Source organism: Leucobacter sp. CX87 (assembly GCF_018682295.1).
In the GTDB taxonomy this organism is placed as follows: domain Bacteria; phylum Actinomycetota; class Actinomycetes; order Actinomycetales; family Microbacteriaceae; genus Cx-87.
Genome location: NZ_JAFIRI010000005.1, coordinates 246,727 through 262,808, shown reverse-complemented (window position 1 = coordinate 262,808; position 16,082 = coordinate 246,727). Strand labels below are relative to the sequence as shown.

Sequence of the window (16,082 nt, the reverse complement as noted above, 5' to 3'; positions counted from 1 at the left end):
CGAGCGCGCGCGACAACGGGGAACTTGCCGTGTCTGTCCGGTATACCGGACCAGCCCGTTGGGTGAAGCGGACACCTAGGATGGGAGGGACTCAAACCTCAACGAAGTGGAGCATCATGGCTGTGACCGGCGACGTCCAGATCGACAACGGGACCTTCACGGTCACGAAGTGGACCATTGACCCTGGCGAGGCGATTCCGATGCACGTGCACGAGTACGAGTACGTCGTCGTGCCGCTCGTCGACGAGACCATGCACGTCACGAGCATCGACGGGTCTGAGATCGTCGCAGAGCTCCGCATCGGACAGAGCTACACCCGTCCGGCAGGTGCCGAGCACACGGTCGCGAACCGTGGCACCCGCCCCGTCGTCTTCGTCGAGATCGAGAAGATCCAGTGAGCGCGGCAGCCAGCGTCACTGTCCGCGCGGTCACCCCGGCCGACGAGTCCGCCTGGCGCGAGCTCTACCGCGGCTACCGTGACTTCTACGGCGCCCTGCACTCCGACGCGGTGCTCGACACCGTCTGGTCCTGGCTGCACGACACCTCCCACGAGACGCGCGGGCTGGTCGCCTGCGTCGACGGCGTGCCGCTCGGCCTCGCCCACTTCCGCACGTTTGCGCGGCCACTGAGCGCCTCGCACGGCCTGTTCCTGGACGATCTCTTCACCGCGCCGGCATCGCGCGGCCTCGGCCTCGGAAGCGCGCTGCTCACCCGCCTCGCCGAAATCGCCCGCGACGAGGGCGCGACGGTCGTGCGCTGGATCACGGCAGGCGACAACGCGACGGCCCGCTCGCTCTACGACTCGGTGGCGCAGCAAACGCCGTGGGTCACGTACGACCTCGGGCCGGCAAGCAGCGAGACCGCGGCTACCCTGGGTACATGAGCGAATCAACCATCACCTGCCCCGAGTGCGCAAGCGAGTACACCTACGAGATGGGCGATCTCACCGTCTGCTCGCTGTGCGCGCACGAGTGGATTGCGGGCGCCGCAGCTGACTCCGGCGAGGACGCACCCGCCGCCGAGGCAGTCATTCGTGACTCCGTGGGCAACGTCCTCGCGAATGGCGACGCCGTCACGATCGCGAAGACCATGAAGGTGAAGGGCGCCCAGGCCGCCCTCAAGGTCGGCACGAAGGTGCGCAGCATCCGCTTGATTGACGATGTGGGCGACGGTCACAACATCGAGGCCAAGATCGACGGTTTCGGCCCCATGCTACTCAAGGGCAGCGTCGTGAAGAAGATCGTCTAGGCACTCCCCGCAGAAACACGAAACGCCCAGGTGATTCACCTGGGCGTTGTGTTTCGAGTTGTGTCTCAACCACTCTCGAGTGGATCTTAGGAGATTCGAACTCCTGACCTCTTCGATGCGAACGAAGCGCTCTACCAACTGAGCTAAAGACCCGAACAACTCGTCCAGCCTAGCAGAGTCGGCACGGCTGAAACTACCGCGAGCACGCGCAGGATCCGCAGCGCGAGTCGGGCTTAGCCCACCTCGCGCCGTCGACGCATCGCTGCGTCGAGGTCAGGCATGCCCACGCTCGTGTCTTCGACGACGCCCATGCGCTTGAGGCGCGCCGCGGCCGCGAGCTCCTGCGAGCGCTGGGCACTGTGCGTGCGCTTGGGGGGCGTCGTGCGCGGCCGGTGTGCGGCTTCCACGGGGGCCGACGAGTGATGAGTCGGCTCAGGGGATGCAGGTGCAGCGGCAGGGACTCCCGCGGCGGCATTCTTCGCAGCCTCCGCCAGCAGGATCGAGTGCTCTCGCGGCTCGCGGGCGACTGGCGCGGCGGGAGCGGCGGCCCGGGCCCGGGCCTGCGCACGTGCACGGGCGATGCGCTCAGCTGCCGCGGACTGCACGGCGGCGTGCTCTTGGGGAGTCCGCCCTGAGACCGGAGCCTCGGGAGCCTCCTCCTCGGTCGTCGCGACAACCACCGCTGGAACTTCGGGGAGTCGCCGCGCAGCTTCGTCTTGCGCCCGACCCGGGGCCAGGAGCACGAGGGCCCCGGTGGCAGCGAAGAACACCAGCACAGAGCTACCGAGCACGACGGCGCCCATACCGACGATGGCCATACCGGCTCCGAGCAGGCAACCGACCAGCGCCAGTAGCGCGATCAGCGCTGTGACCGAGCGCACTCGCCGGGCGAGCGGCGTGCGACGACGCGCGGCGCGGCCAACTGCGGCCTCACGCCGCTTGGCCTCCGCTGCGAGCAGCTCTGCCCGACGCTCGGACGCGCGGGCATCAGAAAGCGCCGCGGCGCGCTCCGATTCCTGACGCCGTTCGGCCGACAACAAAAGCTTCTCGTGTGCGACGGCTTCACGGGCATTCGCCTCGAGCCGGACCTCGTGCGGAATCTCGGAAGATTCGGCGAGGACGCGAAGGGTGCGCTGGAGGCGGAGGGCGTTTTGCTCCGCTACCCGAAACTCACGGCGACGCATCCAGGTGGGCACTAATACGGCGGCCCAGAGCACCGCGGCGACGACGAAGATCACCCCGCCGCCAAGGACCCCGCCACCGCTCATGTCGGCTAGGTTACGGTGTCGCCGCGCCGGGGTTCGGATCGGCACGCCGTACCCCAGCGACAATCCGTGAGATGACGCCGTCCCGTGCCTCCTCGCTCGTCAGGGCGAAGCAGTCGTGGTCACGCCACGCGCCGTCTATATAGATGTAGCGCTCGCGTCTTCCCTCGTAGCGGAAGCCCAGCTTTTCGACGACCCGCAACGACGCCTGGTTCTCGGGGCGAATGCAAATCTCGACCCGGTGAAGCCCCCGCGCGCCCAGGAGATGGTCGGTGACGAGCGCGACCGCGGTGGGGGTGACACCTCGTCCCGCCACCGCTTCGCTCACCCAATACCCGATCTGGCAGGATCTGAGGGCGCCGCCGCTGATCTCTGAGACGCTCAGCTGCCCGACGACGCGATGGTCGTAGCGGATCACGAAGGGCAGCCCGGTGCCGCGTTTCCAGGCGGCACGCATCGACTTGATGCCCGGCTTCATCGAGGTGCTTCCGGGGACAACGCCGAGCCCCGACGGGTGACTCGCCTCCCACTGCTGGAGCCAGCGCCGGTTCTCGCGGAGCAGAAACTCCAGTTCGGCCGCGTGGGAGGTGCGGATCACTTCGAGCGAGACGCGCCCGTTCTCGAGCAGGGGTCGGTGCGGCATCGCCACGTCGACCGTTCCTAGCGCCCGGTGCTCGTGCCGGATCCGGGCCGCAGGGTCTCGGCGAATCCGATGATCCAATCACGCAGCTCGGTTCCGATCTCGGGGTGCTCGACGCCGAGCTTCACGTTCGCCTTGATCCAGTCAGCGCGGTCGCCCGTGTCATAGCGGCGCCCACGGAAAATCACGCCGTAGACGTTGCCGTTGCCGCCGTCCGCGAGACGGTTCAGCGCATCCGTCAACTGAATCTCCCCGCCTCGTCCGGGGGCCTGGTTGGCAAGCACATCGAAGATGTCGGGGCGCAGCACGTACCGACCGATGATCGCCAGGTTCGAGGGTGCTTCCGCTGCCGCGGGCTTCTCGACGAGCCCGCGGATCCGCACGACATCAGGATCGTCCGTCAGCTCGACGTCGGCGCAGCCGTAGAGGTGAATCTGAGAGGGTTCGACCTCCATGAGGGCAATCACCGTCGACTCGCGGCGATCGTGCTCCGCGATCATGTGGGTCAGCAGCGGGTCGCGCTCGTCGATCAGGTCGTCGCCCAGCAGGACCGCGAACGACTCGTTGCCGACGTGATTGCGGGCGCGACCGACCGCGTGGCCCAGCCCGAGCGGCTGCCCCTGCCGGAGGAAGTGCACGTCCGCGATCTCGCTGGCCGCGGAGACCCGATCGAGACGATCATCGTCACCCTTATTGCGCAGCGTCAGTTCCAGTTCGGGGACGCTATCGAAGTGGTTGTTGAGGTTCTCCTTGTTGCGCCCTGTAATGACGAGCACGTCGCGCAGGCCCGACGCCGCGGCCTCCTCGACCACGTATTGGATCGCCGGCTTGTCGACGATCGGCAGCATCTCTTTGGGCATCGCCTTCGTGGCGGGCAGGAAGCGTGTACCCAGCCCGGCGGCGGGGATTACCGCCTTGGTTACGCGCGAAGCCGTGTGCTCGGGGGTGCCTACCGAATTAGCCATGCGGTCAGCCTATCCGCGCGAACGTCGTTCGGCGGGGATTTGCCTGCCGGCAGCTTCGCCACGCGAAAGCAGAAAGACGGCAAACGTTCGAGTGGGAAGCCTAGACTGGCAGCATGGCCGACGACATCGACCGAACCGAAATCACCCGCGCGAAGCGCATGGTGCGTACCGAGGTACGCCAGCGGCGAGCGGAGCTCAGCGAGGCCGCACGCACGGCGGCGCGCGACGGGATCACCGCGAACCTCCGTACGCTCGTCACCGGCCGGGGCGCCAGCTCTGTCTCGTGCTACCTCGCCATTGCTGGCGAGCCCGACACGAGCGGATTTCTCGAGTGGGCCGCGACGCAAGGCGTCCGCGTGCTCCTCCCGATTGCACGTGAGGACGGCCTGCTCGAGTGGGCCGTCGCCGGCGACGGCGACATCCACGAGGGCCTCTACGGCCTCCCCGAGCCCGGCGGCGAGATCCTGAGCCCGCTGGCAGTGAATGACGTCGACCTCATGATCATCCCGGCGTGCTCAATCGACGAAACCGGCGATCGGATCGGCTGGGGCCGCGGGTACTTCGACAAGTCACTCGGCTCGATGGACCGGCGTCCACCCGTGTTCGCCGTCGTCTACGACAGCGAGTTCGTCCCCGAAGTGCCGACCGAACTGCACGATGTCCCCGTGACCGGAGTCGTCACGGAGTCCCAGGTCCACTATTTCAAGACGAGCCACTGACGCGAGTTCGCCATCTGCTCGCAGCAATCGGCACGGTTGCCCAGCTCGGCGGGGTAGCATCGAAGAACTATGCCCACGTACGCCTACCGCTGCAACGCCTGCGGACACGCCTTTGACATCCACCAGTCGTTCTCGGAGGACTCCCTGACGGTGTGCCCCGAATGCGACGGCCAGCTGCGCAAGGTGTTTGGCGCGGTCGGCGTCACCTTCAACGGCTCGGGCTTCTACCGCACCGACTCGCGCGCATCGGGCGCCGGCAAGAGCGCTTCAAGCTCGATTGCAGGATCAAGCTCGAGCTCGAGCTCAAGCTCGTCCACTGCGAGCTCAAGCAGCTCGGGAACCTCCTCCGCAGCGTAACCGCCGGCCCTCGCAGCCTCACGCCGAGTACGCTTAATTGCGTCGCGCCGGAGGTGCGGCCACCTGATCAGGGCCACGGGGGCGCTGATCGTTGACACAAGGGGGCACCATGTTTCAGGGATTTCGCGACTTTTTGATGCGCGGAAACGTCATCGATCTGGCGGTCGCGGTCGTCATCGGTGCTGCGTTCAACGCGGTGGTGCAGAAGGTCGTAGACTCGCTGATCACGCCGTTGATCAGCATGTTCTTCCAGGCCGACTCGCTCGACACCGCCCTCCTGGTGCAGCTTCCCGGCGGCGGGGCGATCGCGTTCGGCGCAGTGATCGGCGCCGTCCTCAACTTCGTGATCGTTGCAGCGGTCGTGTACTTCGTGTTCGTCATGCCGATGAACACCATGCGCGAGCGCGCCGCAAAGGCCAAGGGTGAGACGGCAGAAGAGGCCGCCGCTACTGAGACCGACCTCCTCGCGGAGATTCGCGACCTGCTCAAGGCGCAGCAGCAGCAGAAGTAGCGCTACCCCCAGTGCGGGGGCTTGTCGCCGATCAGGCGGGCGTCGTTCTCGGCGCCCCCCTGATCGGCGCCCTTCGCTGCGCTTCGACGTTTTGTACCGGCGCCGTCGCCCCAGCCCTCGGGCTGGTCTTCCGCCGCCGCCGAATCGAGCGGGTGATCGCCGGGATGCGGGTCAGTGCCCTCCGGCGCCGGGCGCGAGGCGCGGCGGGACCGCCGGGGAGCCGGCGGATCCTGGCCTGCGTGCTGAGGCACCGAGCGCCTAGGCACCGAGCTGAGAGGCCCCGGGCGCCGCGGCCTGATCCTGCGACTCGGTCTCTTCGGCAGGCGCATCAGCGTTGTACCCGATGATGCCGGCGATGCGCAGCGCCACCTGCTCGGGGTCGGCAAACAGGTCAAAGCTGTGGACGCGGTGGTAGTGCCAGCCCAGACGACGCAGCACGGTCGGCCGCAGACGCAGCGCGTCGCGCAGGCTCTCCTCGCCGCCGGCGTAGTCAAGCTCGACCGCGATCGCCCGCTCTCCGAGCGAGGCGGCGAGCGGAATCGCGCCCCGGTAGTCGAGCGTGACATTCAGTCCAAGCTCTTCGAGACGGTCGGCAAGCTCCCCGAGCATCGGGTCGCGCTCTGCGGGAAGCGCGTCTGCGGCAGGATCCGGGTGCTCGAGTGCCAGCACCTCAGCAAGCTCAACCACGCCGTGCTTCATCCGGTTCGCGTCGAGGTCATCGGCGCGGAAGCAGCTGACGATGGTCATGCCGCGGCGGGCGCGGGTCATGGCGACGGCGATCAGGCGCTCCCCACCGGGGCGACCCAGCGCACCGAAGTTCGAGAGCACGCGCCCGTGCGGGGTGCGGCCGTAGCCGATCGAGAAGATCACGCGGTCGCGGCTCTGCGCGGTCGCCTGCTCGAGGGTGAGCACGGTGAACGGCTCCGCCCGCTCCCCCAGAAGGAAGTCGCGGTGCTGCGGGTACTTCGCGAACGCCGCGAGCACTGACTGGTAAACGCGCACGGCGTGCTTTTCGCTCGCCGTGATCACCATGAGCGACTCGCGCGGGCGCTCGCTCGCGTGCTGCAGCACAAGCTGCACGACGCGCTCGACCTCAGCGTCGGTGCTCTCGACCGCGCCCGTTTGCTGGTCAGGGAGGCCCTGTCCGCCGCGCACGTACTCGTGCGTGATGCTGTGGTGGCCAAGGAAGCTGCCCGCCCACGGCAGCGACTCGATCTGCTGGTCGTAAAAGCGGTCGTTCACGAGGCTCGTGAGGTCCTCGCCACCCGCGCGGTAGCTGCGCGTCAGAGAGAGTTCCGGCAGCACGGCGCGCAGCTGCGCGTACGCGGATCCCTCATGCAGGGCGGCGTCGTCGCCCACGTGCGCTTCGTCCTCGGCGGCCTCGCGGCGCACGGCGATCGTAAAGGGAGCCGGGGTCTGCGTGACCGTGTCGCCGAACGCGACGACCTGACCCGCGCGACGGATCGCGCCCAGGTTCTCGACGAGCGTCGTCGCACCGGCGTCGACCAGCAGCACGGCGTCGAACCGCAGGTCCTCCGGCAGCATCGAGACCTCGTACGGCGAGACCGCCCACACCGGAGCGAGCACGCCCATGAGGGTCGGGGCCTTCGTCACCAGCAGGTCAATCGACGAGCTGCCCGCACGCAGGGCGTCGCGCAGCGCGACCGCCTCCTCGCGATGGTCGAGCACGGCAACGCGCCACTGGTCGGCAAGACGGGCGGCAAGCACCTGGCCATTGGCGCCCGCGTGCGCGTCGTCCACGAGGCGGAAGTCCGCCTCGAGGCGCTCGATGACGCCCGTGTTGGCGCTCAGCAGCGCCTTGTTGGTCTGCAGCATGCGCTCAAGCACGGACTGCCACCACGCCTGGTCGAGCTCGGCCGCGACCTGACCCGCGGGGACGTGCCGGGCAGAGAGGTCGTCGAGCAACGGCTCAAGGTGGGCGGCGCGCAGGCGCTCCACCAGCGCGGTGCGCTCTTGAATGTTCTGGAGTACTTCCGAGGGGCGCGCCAGCTCGGTAACCCGGCGGGCGAGGTCGGTGAGCGGCACGTTCTTCAGGCGGTCGGGCTCTGCCGTGGTGCCGAGCACCCGGTCGAGCTCTGCCAGGTCCTGGTAGGCGGCCTGGAACGCGGTGATGACGTCGCGGGTGCCCACCGGAACCTCGGGGCGGGCGCCGACGACCGACGTGTAGCGCTGCCAGAGCACGCGCTGCTGCTGGATCTGGGTGAGGCGCTCGTACATGTCGGTCACGTGGCCACCGGGGCGCACGTACTCGCGGGCGAGCTTGCGCAGGCGCCGCTTGTTCGGACCTGACATGTCGTCGCTCGAGCGCGGCGCGTGGGCAGCGATGACCTCGGTGAGCGAACGGTCGTAGACCTCGGGGGTGAACTTGTCGAGGGTCTCGCGAATACCCATGAGCAGGCGCAGATACACGCCGAGCTCGGCAACCGTCTCGTACGGCCGCATCGAGGTCTGCGTGATGACCTCGTTGGCCTTCGAGATGAGGCGCGGCAGCTCGGACTCGGCCAGCTTGACCGCGAGGGAGTAGGCGCTGCGCGCCTCCTCGGTCGTGGTGAAGGTCACCCCATACCAGGGGGACTCCTCAGGGCCGTACTGGAACTGGCCCAGGCGAGCGACCTCGGTGAGCGCCTCGGCGATGCCTGAGCGATCGAGGGCGAGCGAGTTGAGGGCGACATCGTCGAGGCGCACCGTCGTGGTGGGCGAATCGTCGGCGAGCGCCAGTCGGGTGAGTTCACGGACGGCCTCGAGCGGGGCCACGCCAAAGCGGCCGTCGCGGGAGTCGAGGGCCGTCTGGTAGTCAATGAGCACACTGCGCAGACGCGAGAGCGCGTCGTCGACGTCGCGCAGGTTCGTTTGCTGGGCGCCCTCGTTGCGACTGATCGCCTCAACAAGGTTTCGACGAATGACCCGCGGGGAGATCGCGAGGCCCGCAAGGCCCACCCGGCTCAGCCGGTGCGCGATTCCGTCAAGCGTGGCGCGCCGCGGCGAGACGACCAGCACGCGCTTGCCGGCGCGCACCAGGGCGCCGATCGCGTTCACCACCGTCTGCGTGCCGCCGGTGCCCGGCAGCGTGCGGACGACGAGCGAGTGACCGGCCTCGATCTGCGCGAGCACGTCGTCCTGCTCGGCGTCGGCGTCGTGCAGGTGGCGATCCGTCTCGGGCGGACGCGTGTTCGGCGAGATCGCCGAAACGGGCCGGTACCCCGCTGCGAGACTCGACCGAGCTGGCTCACTGCCGCAGATGGCCGCAAGGATGGGGGAATCGAACGAGCGTGCGTCCGTGAGCATGCGCTGCGCAACGTCCAGGAAGGAGGAGACAACGAGGCGCGGCTGCACAACGAAGTCGGCGACGCCCGCGACCACCTGGCGCAGCCGGTCGATGACGGGCTGCGGCTTGAACACTCCGGAGGCCTGCGAGAGCTCGAGCAGCGAGCGCGCATCGAGCCTGATCCCGAACTGCTCGTAGAGCGCGCGGGTCAGCGCCGGGTTCACGTAGGGGCGCTGCTTGAGCTTGAGCTCGAAGTCGCGGCCGTACCGGCGGATAGCGAGGGGGCGCAGCAGCACGGGGCCGCAGAAGTCCGCGCCCTCGAAGTTCCACTTCGCAATGCCGATGCCGAGGTGTACGGTCTCGAGGCCGCGCACGGTGCGCATTTCGATGGCCTTGTCCGTGATCCTGCCCGCGGCGATGCGCGCGTTGCGCAGCGCGAGGTCGTCACGAATCAGGGTCGAAAGCAGAATCTTCTGGCCCGTAATGAACTGGGGCAGGCCACCCGGGTGCGTGGTGGAGAGCTCGATCCGGCTGAGCGCGGAGTCTTCGAAGTGGAGTAGCGAGCTCTTGCCGCCGATTGCCGAGAGCTGAGCGCGCCAGGCGGCGTGATCCTCCGCGAACGGCTCGACCGCGGACAGCGATCCGGCGCTGTCGCTCACGGGGAGATCCGGGCCTCCAGCCACGCGGGGCGTCGGGTGCGCCAGGCGGGGCAGGGGGTTCGAGAGCCTCGGGGCGAGCGATCCCTCGACCACCGGCTGGCCGATTTCGGGCTCACCGGCGCGCTGTTCGGGCGCGACGTTCGTTGACGTCGCTCCGCTATTGCCGGTCTTCCGGCGTCGATCTGCACTCCACACACCGCCACCCTACGGCGCGTCCCCCGCAATCGCGCGGAGGACGGCCGGAGTTTTGCGGCGCGGCGCGGCTAGCGGGTGCCGCGGGCCTTGCCGATGGTGTTCATCAGGTGGTAGACGCAGATTGCGGCGACCGTGCCGAGCGCGATGCCATTGAAGACCACGTTGCCGATCTGCAGGGTGAAGTCGGCGATTCCGACGATCAGCGGGATGGCCGCCGTGAACTGATTGATCGGCTTCGAGAAGTCCACCTTGTTGTCAATCCAGATCTTCACACCGATGAGCGCGATCAGACCATAGAGCGCCACGGTGACGCCACCGAGCACACCGGCGGGCACCGAGAAGATGAGGGCGCCGACCTTGGGCGAGAAGCCGAGCAGGATCGCAATGATGCCCGCGACCCAGTAGGCCGCGGTCGAGTACACGCGGGTGGCTGCCATCACGCCGATGTTCTCGCCGTAGGTGGTGGTGGCCGAGCCGCCGCCGAAGCCGGCGAGTACCGTCGCGATGCCGTCGGCGAGGAGGGCGGGGCCGGTCTTCGCGTCAAGGTCGCGATCGATCATGAGGCCGACGCTCTTCACATGGCCAACGTTCTCGGCGACGAGCACGAGCACGACGGGGAGGAACGCGGGCAGGATCCCCCAGAGCGACGGGTCGGCGAACGGGTTCGCGGGCAGGTGGAAGTCGGGCAGGCCGAACCAGGCGGCTTCAGCGACCCCGTCGAAGTTGACGATGCCCATGAGGACCGCGGCGACGTAGCCGACGACCATGCCCAGCACGATCGACAGGCGACCGAGAATGCCGCGGAAGACCACGGTGATCAGCAGCACCGCGACGATTGTGATGAGCGCGGCCGTCGAGTGCAGGCCCTGGTTCACGTCGGGGTTGTTGGCCGGGTTGCCCAGCCAGTTGTTCTTCACCGCGGGGGCGAGGTTCAAACCGATCAGCGCGACGATCGAGCCCATAACCACGGGCGGCATGAGTGCGTTGATCCAGCCGGCGCCGAAGCGCTGGACAATGAAGCCGACGACGGCGAGCAGCACGCCCATCGCGAGGATGCCGAACGAGGCCCGGGCGAGACCGACCGGGTCCCCGTATTCGAAGCCCGAGGTCGCAACCGCAATCGGGGCGAGGAACGCGAACGACGAACCGAGGTAGCTCGGCAGCCGGTTGCGTGTGAGGAGCAGGAACAGCAGCGTGCCGAGGCCCGAGAAGAACAGGGTCGCCGTGGGCGAGAAGCCGGTGATGAGCGGTACGAGGAACGTCGCGCCAAACATGGCGACAACGTGCTGCGCGCCGAAACCGATCGTGCGCGGCCAGCTCAGGCGCTCTTCGGGGAGCACCAGCTCATCGGTCGAGACAATCTTGCCGTCTCCGTGCAGCTTCCAGGGCAGCGCCATGCGCGATCTCCTCGGGTCAAGTGTGCGTGCCTCCCTGTGCGGGGGCCCTGCGCGATTCTAGCGCCAAGCTGGGATTCAGCTGGACAGCCCCGGGGCGCATTCACCTGCCGTCTCGCCTGCGTGGCGACGGGCTCGGCACGGGCGTCCCGAACAGCAAAAAGACCCCAGCGCCGAAGCACCAGGGTCTTTCTGCACCAACTAACCCGCGAGGTACACCTTGCGGATGTGGTCTTCCACGATCCAACGGGTGCGGGTGCCCGCGACCAGGCGCATGACGTCGCCCGCCTGCACCTCGACGCGAGATCCCTCGTCAAGAAGCTCGATCACGGCCGAGCCCGAAAGCACAACGAACAACTCGTCCACTTCGGTATCCGTGACCGTGCCGGTACGGAGCTCCCAGATGCCAGCCTCGCAGCCGCCGATCGCGCCAAGCTCGACGATGCCCTGGCTCGGCGTTCCTGCCTCGACCTCGTCGGCGGGAACCGCCTCGAGCTCGATCGAAGCGGTCGCGGCTGCGATCACTCGGTTTTCCCCCTCGGGAAGCGCATATTCAGTCATCGTCAGTCCCTACGAATCGAAGCCGAGGCCGAGCGCATCAAGCGTCTTGAGCAGGATGTTGCGCTTGCCCTCGTTGTGGTCGGCGCGGTCCATGGACCAACGCGTGAAGTTGATGCCCATCGATGCAATCGGCTCCGGCGGGAAGGGCACCGGCACCTGGCGAACCATCTCGAGTTCGGTGCGCTCCGTCTTGCGACCGTTCAGGCGGTCGACAATCACGTCGGCGGCGAAGTGGGTCGCGCCCACGCCCAGGCCGGTGAAGCCCGCGACGTACTGCACGCGTCCGCCCAGCGCCGATCCGAAGAACGCACAGAAGCGGGTGCTCGAGTCGATCGCGCCGGCCCAGCGGTGCGAGAACTTGACGCCCGCAAGCTGCGGGAATGTCGTGAAGAAGTGGCTGGCCAGCTTCTCGTGGCTCTCCATGCGGTCCTCGTACTCGGCGCGGACCTTCCCACCCGTGTAGTAGATCGCGTCGTAGCCGCCCCAGAGAATGCGGTTGTCCGCCGTGAGACGCGAGTAGTGGAACTGGTTCGCCATGTCGGCGAGGCCTTCGCGGCCCTCCCAGCCAATCGATGCGAGCTGCTCGTCGGTCAGCGGCTCGGTCACCAGCACGTAGTCGTACACGGGAATGGTGTGCAACGCGTACCGCTTCAGCAGCGAGGGGAACACGTTGGTGCAGAGTGCCGCGCGCTTGGCCCGGACGGTGCCCTTGGGCGTCTGCAGCACGATGGGCTGGTCGGCCTTGCCGTGCAGGTCCTGGACGAGGCTGTGCTCGTAGATCTCGACGCCGAGCGAGGCTGCGTGGCGGGCCAGCTCTGCAGCGAGCTTCGCGGGGTGGATGTTCGCGTTTTCGCGCGCCGAGAACGTGGCTCCGAGGAACGTGGGCGACTTGATACGCGCCTGCGCTTCCTCCTTGCTCAGCACAACGGAGTCTTCGCCCGCTTCGAGCCACGCGACCTGGTGGGGCGCGTTCGCGACCGACAGCACGCCGTTGCGCTCGAACTCCGCGTCGAGGTTGTTCTCGGCGATGAACTGCTCCATCGCGTCGAGGTTCTCGTGTCCCATGCGGAACAACTTCTCGGCTTCCTTCGGCCAGCGCGACTCGCCGTTCGATTCGCCGTGCGTGATGCTGGCTTCGCAGAATCCGCCGTTGCGGCCTGATGCGGCCCAGCCGACCTGCTTGGCCTCGAGCAGCACCACACGGTGGTCGGGGTGCTCGGTCTTGAGCTTGATCGCGGTCCAGAGCCCGGCGAAGCCACCGCCGACGACGGCATCGTCGACAACCTGGATACCGGTCAGCTCCGGGTAGCGTGCCACGGAATCGGCGATGTCGTCGATCCAGAAGCACTCAAGCTTGGTGTCGCGAAGCGACTCGGCAACGATCTTCGCTGCGGGTCGATTCTTTTCAAAAACGGTCTGATGCATGATGTCCTCACTCGCTATGTCAATGATCCTGACATACGAATGCAACTTCCGCATCCTCTGTTTTTCTGAGAGCGCCGTTCGCGCCGGACAGGCTGTCCGAAAAGAGCGGAATCTCGCGGTGCTACTCGGCCGGCGGCTTGATGATCACGCCCGACGCCAGCCCGAGCGCGAGCCCGGCCGGCAGCCAGAGCCAAAAGGCGGTCAACGCGCTCACAACGACGCCGACAATCAGGCCCATCACGAGGCCCACGATGATCTGCTTCCGTCGGGCCTTCGGATCTACTTCGCTCATGCCCCCACCCTATGCGCCTGCAACCGGGCGATGGCTGATGGACCTCCCGAGAGCGCCGCGGCGGCCTCGTCGCGCACCCGTCGCGCCAGGCGCCCTGCGAGCTCAGCCGTCGCAGCGTGCGGCTCGTCAGCACCGTCGACGGGCTCCGTGAGCGCCTCCAGATGCTCGGCGAGCACGACTAGGTCCCGCGCCTCTCCCAAGAGGTCTTGCACCGCGTGTGCATCCTTCGCGAGCCCCGCACTCAGCGGCGCGGGCAGCGGATCGGGGGCTCCCGAGCGCTCCCCCAGCGCCTCGACGGCGTAGCGCACGCGGCGAGCGCGCTTGCGAATGCCGTGGAGGCGGCTCGCGCCCTCGAGGTCGGTGAACGCGTCGGCGCGCTTCGCCGCCGCATGGGCGAGGCGGTCGAGCAGCCCGTCCAGGCGCTCGGCGATCACTTCGGCGGGCGGCGCGGGCGGCTCACCCGGGTCCGCGGCTCCCGCGGCGGGATCCTGCTCGGCCGCCAAATATCCGAGCGCACGGAGGCGGTTCGCGACCAGGCGCAGTGAGAGCGGGTCGCCCGGATCGACCGCCTCGCTCGAGGGGTTGCCGTCGGACTCGATGCGCTCCCGCAGCTCGGCAAGGGCCGCGGCCCGCTCGGTCTGCGCGGCCCCGACGAGCAGGCGGTTAACCCGGCGAAGGCCGGCCACGGCGGGTTCCTGGGCGAGCAGTCGCTCGGCGTGCTCGGCCAGCACCTCGGCGTCGCGCACCGCGCCTAGTAGGGCGCCGAGGCCTCGAAGCGCCTCGACCGCCGGGGCTGCATCCTCCGATGAGACCCCGAGGTCCGCGCGAAACAGCGTGATGAGGTCGCGCGCACGGCGCACCAGGATGCGGGTCTGGTGCACCGCGTCCGGCTCGTCGCCGCGTACGGCGTCGCCAGCGGCCGCGATGCGGTCGGCGAGGTCGATGAGCGCGCAGGCGATCAGCTCGGGAAGCGGAGCGCTGCGGCGCCAGGCCGCGGGCACCGTCTGACCCAGCGTCCGCTGAATCTTCGCTTCACTCAGCGAGGCCCGCGCGCCCGCCGCCAGCAGCTGCGGTTCGGCCAGTTCGAGCAGCGATGCGGCGGCGCCCTCGCCGAGCTCCGCTTCCCACTCGCGCCAGGCCCGCACGGCGCCCCCGTCGTGGTCGGTGGCCAACACGTGGTCGTCTGCCAACTCCATCAGGAGGCGACCCTGGGTGTCGAGCAGGCGGCGCACGGTGCGATCGGTCTGCACGGTCGCCACCGGCACGAGCTCCGGGGTCGCCGCCTTGAACCGCTCGCGCAGCACGTTCACGGCTCCCTCCGGGATCTCCTCCGCCGCGGGCCAGTGCAGCTCGCGGACGCCGTTCGGGCCGCGCTCCTTCAGGTGCCAGCCGGCGTCAGATCCGCCCGAGCGCGAGCGCAGCGCGAGGCCCGCGCGTCCGAGATCCCGATCAGCGGTGTCCCAGTAGCGCGCGACCATCTGGGCGCGAATCTCGGCCACCGAGGCCGCCCCGGGCAATTCGATGCGCGGCAGCGGCTCGTCGCCGAGCACCTCGTACTTGCGTTCGATCTCGAGCGATGCTGCGCCGCCGTGGTCCGTCATGGGGTCGCCTTTCCTGGGTCGGAGTCAGCTGAAAGTGGGAGTGTGACAAGCTCGCCGGGATCCTGCGGGGCGGCACGCGCCCCCGCCAGCCAGACGATCCCCGCGCCTGCGCCGACCACAAGCACGATGCCGCACACCGCGAGCGGGGTGAGCGTCTGCCCCAGCCAAAAGTACCCGATGAGCGTCCCAATGACCGGGTCAAACGCAAACAGCACGCCGACCACGCGCGCGGAGGTGAGCCGCGCGGCGAGGGTGTCCACGAAGAACGCGAGCGCCATGCCGAGCAGCGCCGAGACGATCAGGATGCCCCACTGCGCCGGCTGCACCGAGCCGACGACCGGGACGGCGAAGGGCAGCGTGAGTACCGCGGAGAACGCGACCGAGAGCGCTACCCCGCTCATGCCGCCCTCCGACTTGCCGACGTGCGCGGCGAGCAGCGTGTACAGGCCGAAACTCACCGCTGCGCCAAGGGCGAAGAGGTAGCCGATTAGGTCGAACTCGCCGCCGAGCCCCACGATCAGCACGACGCCGATGAGGGCGATCACCGCGAGCCCTGCCTCACGCACCCGGCGCGATGCGGCGAGCGCGACGGCACACGGTCCGAGGAAGTCGATCGTGGTGGCGACGCCGAGCGGGATCCGGTCGATCGCGAGGTAGAGGAAGATGTTCATCATCGCCATCGAGACGCCGTAGACGCCGATCCCGATCCACTCTTCCTTACTGCGCCCGCGCAGTTTCGGACGCAGCAGCGCGCAGAGCGCGATGCTCGCGATAATCATGCGCAGCGCGCTGGTGCCGAGCACACCGATCGAGTCGAACAGGCCGAGCGCGAGCGCGGCCGACACCTGGACACCGATCGAACCGGCCATCACGAGCAGGACGGCGCGCAGCGCTTCGTTGCGAGTGCCGTTGGCCTGGATCATGAAACTCCTTGGTCGCCTGTGCGTGCCCGGGCCCGGTGACA

General features: G+C 68.3%; 17 protein-coding genes and 1 tRNA gene. 6 read left to right on the top strand and 12 right to left on the bottom strand.

Annotation, left to right across the window (positions count from 1 at the left end):
- Nucleotides 1–116 precede the first annotated feature (116 nt).
- Genes KOE53_RS08340 through KOE53_RS08330 form a run of 3 tightly spaced genes read left to right on the top strand, consistent with a single transcriptional unit; the run spans nt 117 to nt 1,248 of the window.
- On the top strand, nt 117–398 hold the full coding sequence (locus KOE53_RS08340; protein WP_188046603.1) for a cupin domain-containing protein: 282 nt from the start codon (nt 117–119) through the stop codon (nt 396–398).
- Nucleotides 395–883, top strand: a complete 489-nt coding sequence (locus KOE53_RS08335) for a GNAT family N-acetyltransferase (RefSeq protein WP_188058123.1) — start codon at nt 395–397, stop codon at nt 881–883. Before KOE53_RS08340 ends, KOE53_RS08335 begins: the two co-directional genes overlap by 4 nt.
- Nucleotides 880–1,248 (top strand): zinc ribbon domain-containing protein YjdM, encoded by a 369-nt coding sequence (locus tag KOE53_RS08330; protein WP_188046605.1) that lies wholly within the window; start codon nt 880–882, stop codon nt 1,246–1,248. The genes KOE53_RS08335 and KOE53_RS08330 overlap by 4 nt, the downstream gene beginning before the upstream one ends.
- Before the next feature lie 80 nt (nt 1,249–1,328).
- Here KOE53_RS08330 and KOE53_RS08325 read toward each other — a convergent pair.
- The 4 genes from KOE53_RS08325 to galU form a co-directional block, all read right to left on the bottom strand.
- Nucleotides 1,329–1,401, bottom strand: a tRNA-Ala gene (locus tag KOE53_RS08325).
- 80 nt (nt 1,402–1,481) lie between these two features.
- The gene (locus tag KOE53_RS08320) at nt 1,482–2,516 is read right to left on the bottom strand and encodes a hypothetical protein (protein WP_188058122.1); all 1,035 of its coding nucleotides are present in this window, start codon (nt 2,514–2,516) and stop codon (nt 1,482–1,484) included.
- Nucleotides 2,517–2,526: 10 nt separating this feature from the next.
- On the bottom strand, nt 2,527–3,156 hold the full coding sequence (locus KOE53_RS08315) for a GNAT family N-acetyltransferase (protein ID WP_188058245.1): 630 nt from the start codon (nt 3,154–3,156) through the stop codon (nt 2,527–2,529).
- A gap of 17 nt (nt 3,157–3,173) precedes the next feature.
- The gene (galU, locus tag KOE53_RS08310) at nt 3,174–4,118 is read right to left on the bottom strand and encodes a UTP--glucose-1-phosphate uridylyltransferase GalU (protein ID WP_188058121.1); all 945 of its coding nucleotides are present in this window, start codon (nt 4,116–4,118) and stop codon (nt 3,174–3,176) included.
- Between the two features lie 113 nt (nt 4,119–4,231).
- Here galU and KOE53_RS08305 point away from each other — a divergent pair, with 113 nt between their 5' ends.
- From KOE53_RS08305 to mscL, 3 genes are all read left to right on the top strand, one after another.
- Nucleotides 4,232–4,837, top strand: a complete 606-nt coding sequence (locus KOE53_RS08305) for a 5-formyltetrahydrofolate cyclo-ligase (protein ID WP_188046608.1) — start codon at nt 4,232–4,234, stop codon at nt 4,835–4,837.
- A 69-nt stretch (nt 4,838–4,906) separates the two neighbouring features.
- Nucleotides 4,907–5,194, top strand: a complete 288-nt coding sequence (locus KOE53_RS08300; protein WP_188058120.1) for an FmdB family zinc ribbon protein — start codon at nt 4,907–4,909, stop codon at nt 5,192–5,194.
- Between the two features lie 109 nt (nt 5,195–5,303).
- Complete coding sequence (gene mscL / locus KOE53_RS08295; protein WP_188058119.1) at nt 5,304–5,705, top strand: large conductance mechanosensitive channel protein MscL; 402 nt, start codon at nt 5,304–5,306, stop codon at nt 5,703–5,705.
- A gap of 2 nt (nt 5,706–5,707) precedes the next feature.
- Here the strand turns inward: mscL and KOE53_RS08290 are convergent, their stop codons facing one another.
- The 8 genes from KOE53_RS08290 to KOE53_RS08255 form a co-directional block, all read right to left on the bottom strand.
- Nucleotides 5,708–5,956, bottom strand: coding sequence for a hypothetical protein (locus tag KOE53_RS08290; protein WP_188058118.1), 249 nt, complete (start codon nt 5,954–5,956; stop codon nt 5,708–5,710).
- A 7-nt stretch (nt 5,957–5,963) separates the two neighbouring features.
- Nucleotides 5,964–9,629, bottom strand: coding sequence for an AAA family ATPase (locus KOE53_RS08285; protein ID WP_370566963.1), 3,666 nt, complete (start codon nt 9,627–9,629; stop codon nt 5,964–5,966).
- 284 nt (nt 9,630–9,913) lie between these two features.
- On the bottom strand, nt 9,914–11,242 hold the full coding sequence (locus tag KOE53_RS08280; RefSeq protein ID WP_188058117.1) for a uracil-xanthine permease family protein: 1,329 nt from the start codon (nt 11,240–11,242) through the stop codon (nt 9,914–9,916).
- Between the two features lie 198 nt (nt 11,243–11,440).
- Entirely contained in the window at nt 11,441–11,800 is a 360-nt protein-coding gene (locus KOE53_RS08275) for a cupin domain-containing protein (protein ID WP_188046613.1), read from the bottom strand.
- Nucleotides 11,801–11,809: 9 nt separating this feature from the next.
- Nucleotides 11,810–13,225: an NAD(P)/FAD-dependent oxidoreductase gene (locus KOE53_RS08270; protein ID WP_188058116.1), complete on the bottom strand. Its 1,416-nt coding sequence runs from the start codon at nt 13,223–13,225 to the stop codon at nt 11,810–11,812.
- Nucleotides 13,226–13,346: 121 nt separating this feature from the next.
- The gene (locus KOE53_RS08265; RefSeq protein WP_188046615.1) at nt 13,347–13,517 is read right to left on the bottom strand and encodes an HPP family protein; all 171 of its coding nucleotides are present in this window, start codon (nt 13,515–13,517) and stop codon (nt 13,347–13,349) included.
- Nucleotides 13,514–15,118, bottom strand: coding sequence for a CYTH and CHAD domain-containing protein (locus tag KOE53_RS08260; protein WP_188058115.1), 1,605 nt, complete (start codon nt 15,116–15,118; stop codon nt 13,514–13,516). The genes KOE53_RS08265 and KOE53_RS08260 overlap by 4 nt, the downstream gene beginning before the upstream one ends.
- Nucleotides 15,115–16,041 (bottom strand): EamA family transporter, encoded by a 927-nt coding sequence (locus KOE53_RS08255; protein ID WP_188046617.1) that lies wholly within the window; start codon nt 16,039–16,041, stop codon nt 15,115–15,117. The genes KOE53_RS08260 and KOE53_RS08255 overlap by 4 nt, the downstream gene beginning before the upstream one ends.
- Between the last annotated feature and the right edge of the window lie 41 nt (nt 16,042–16,082).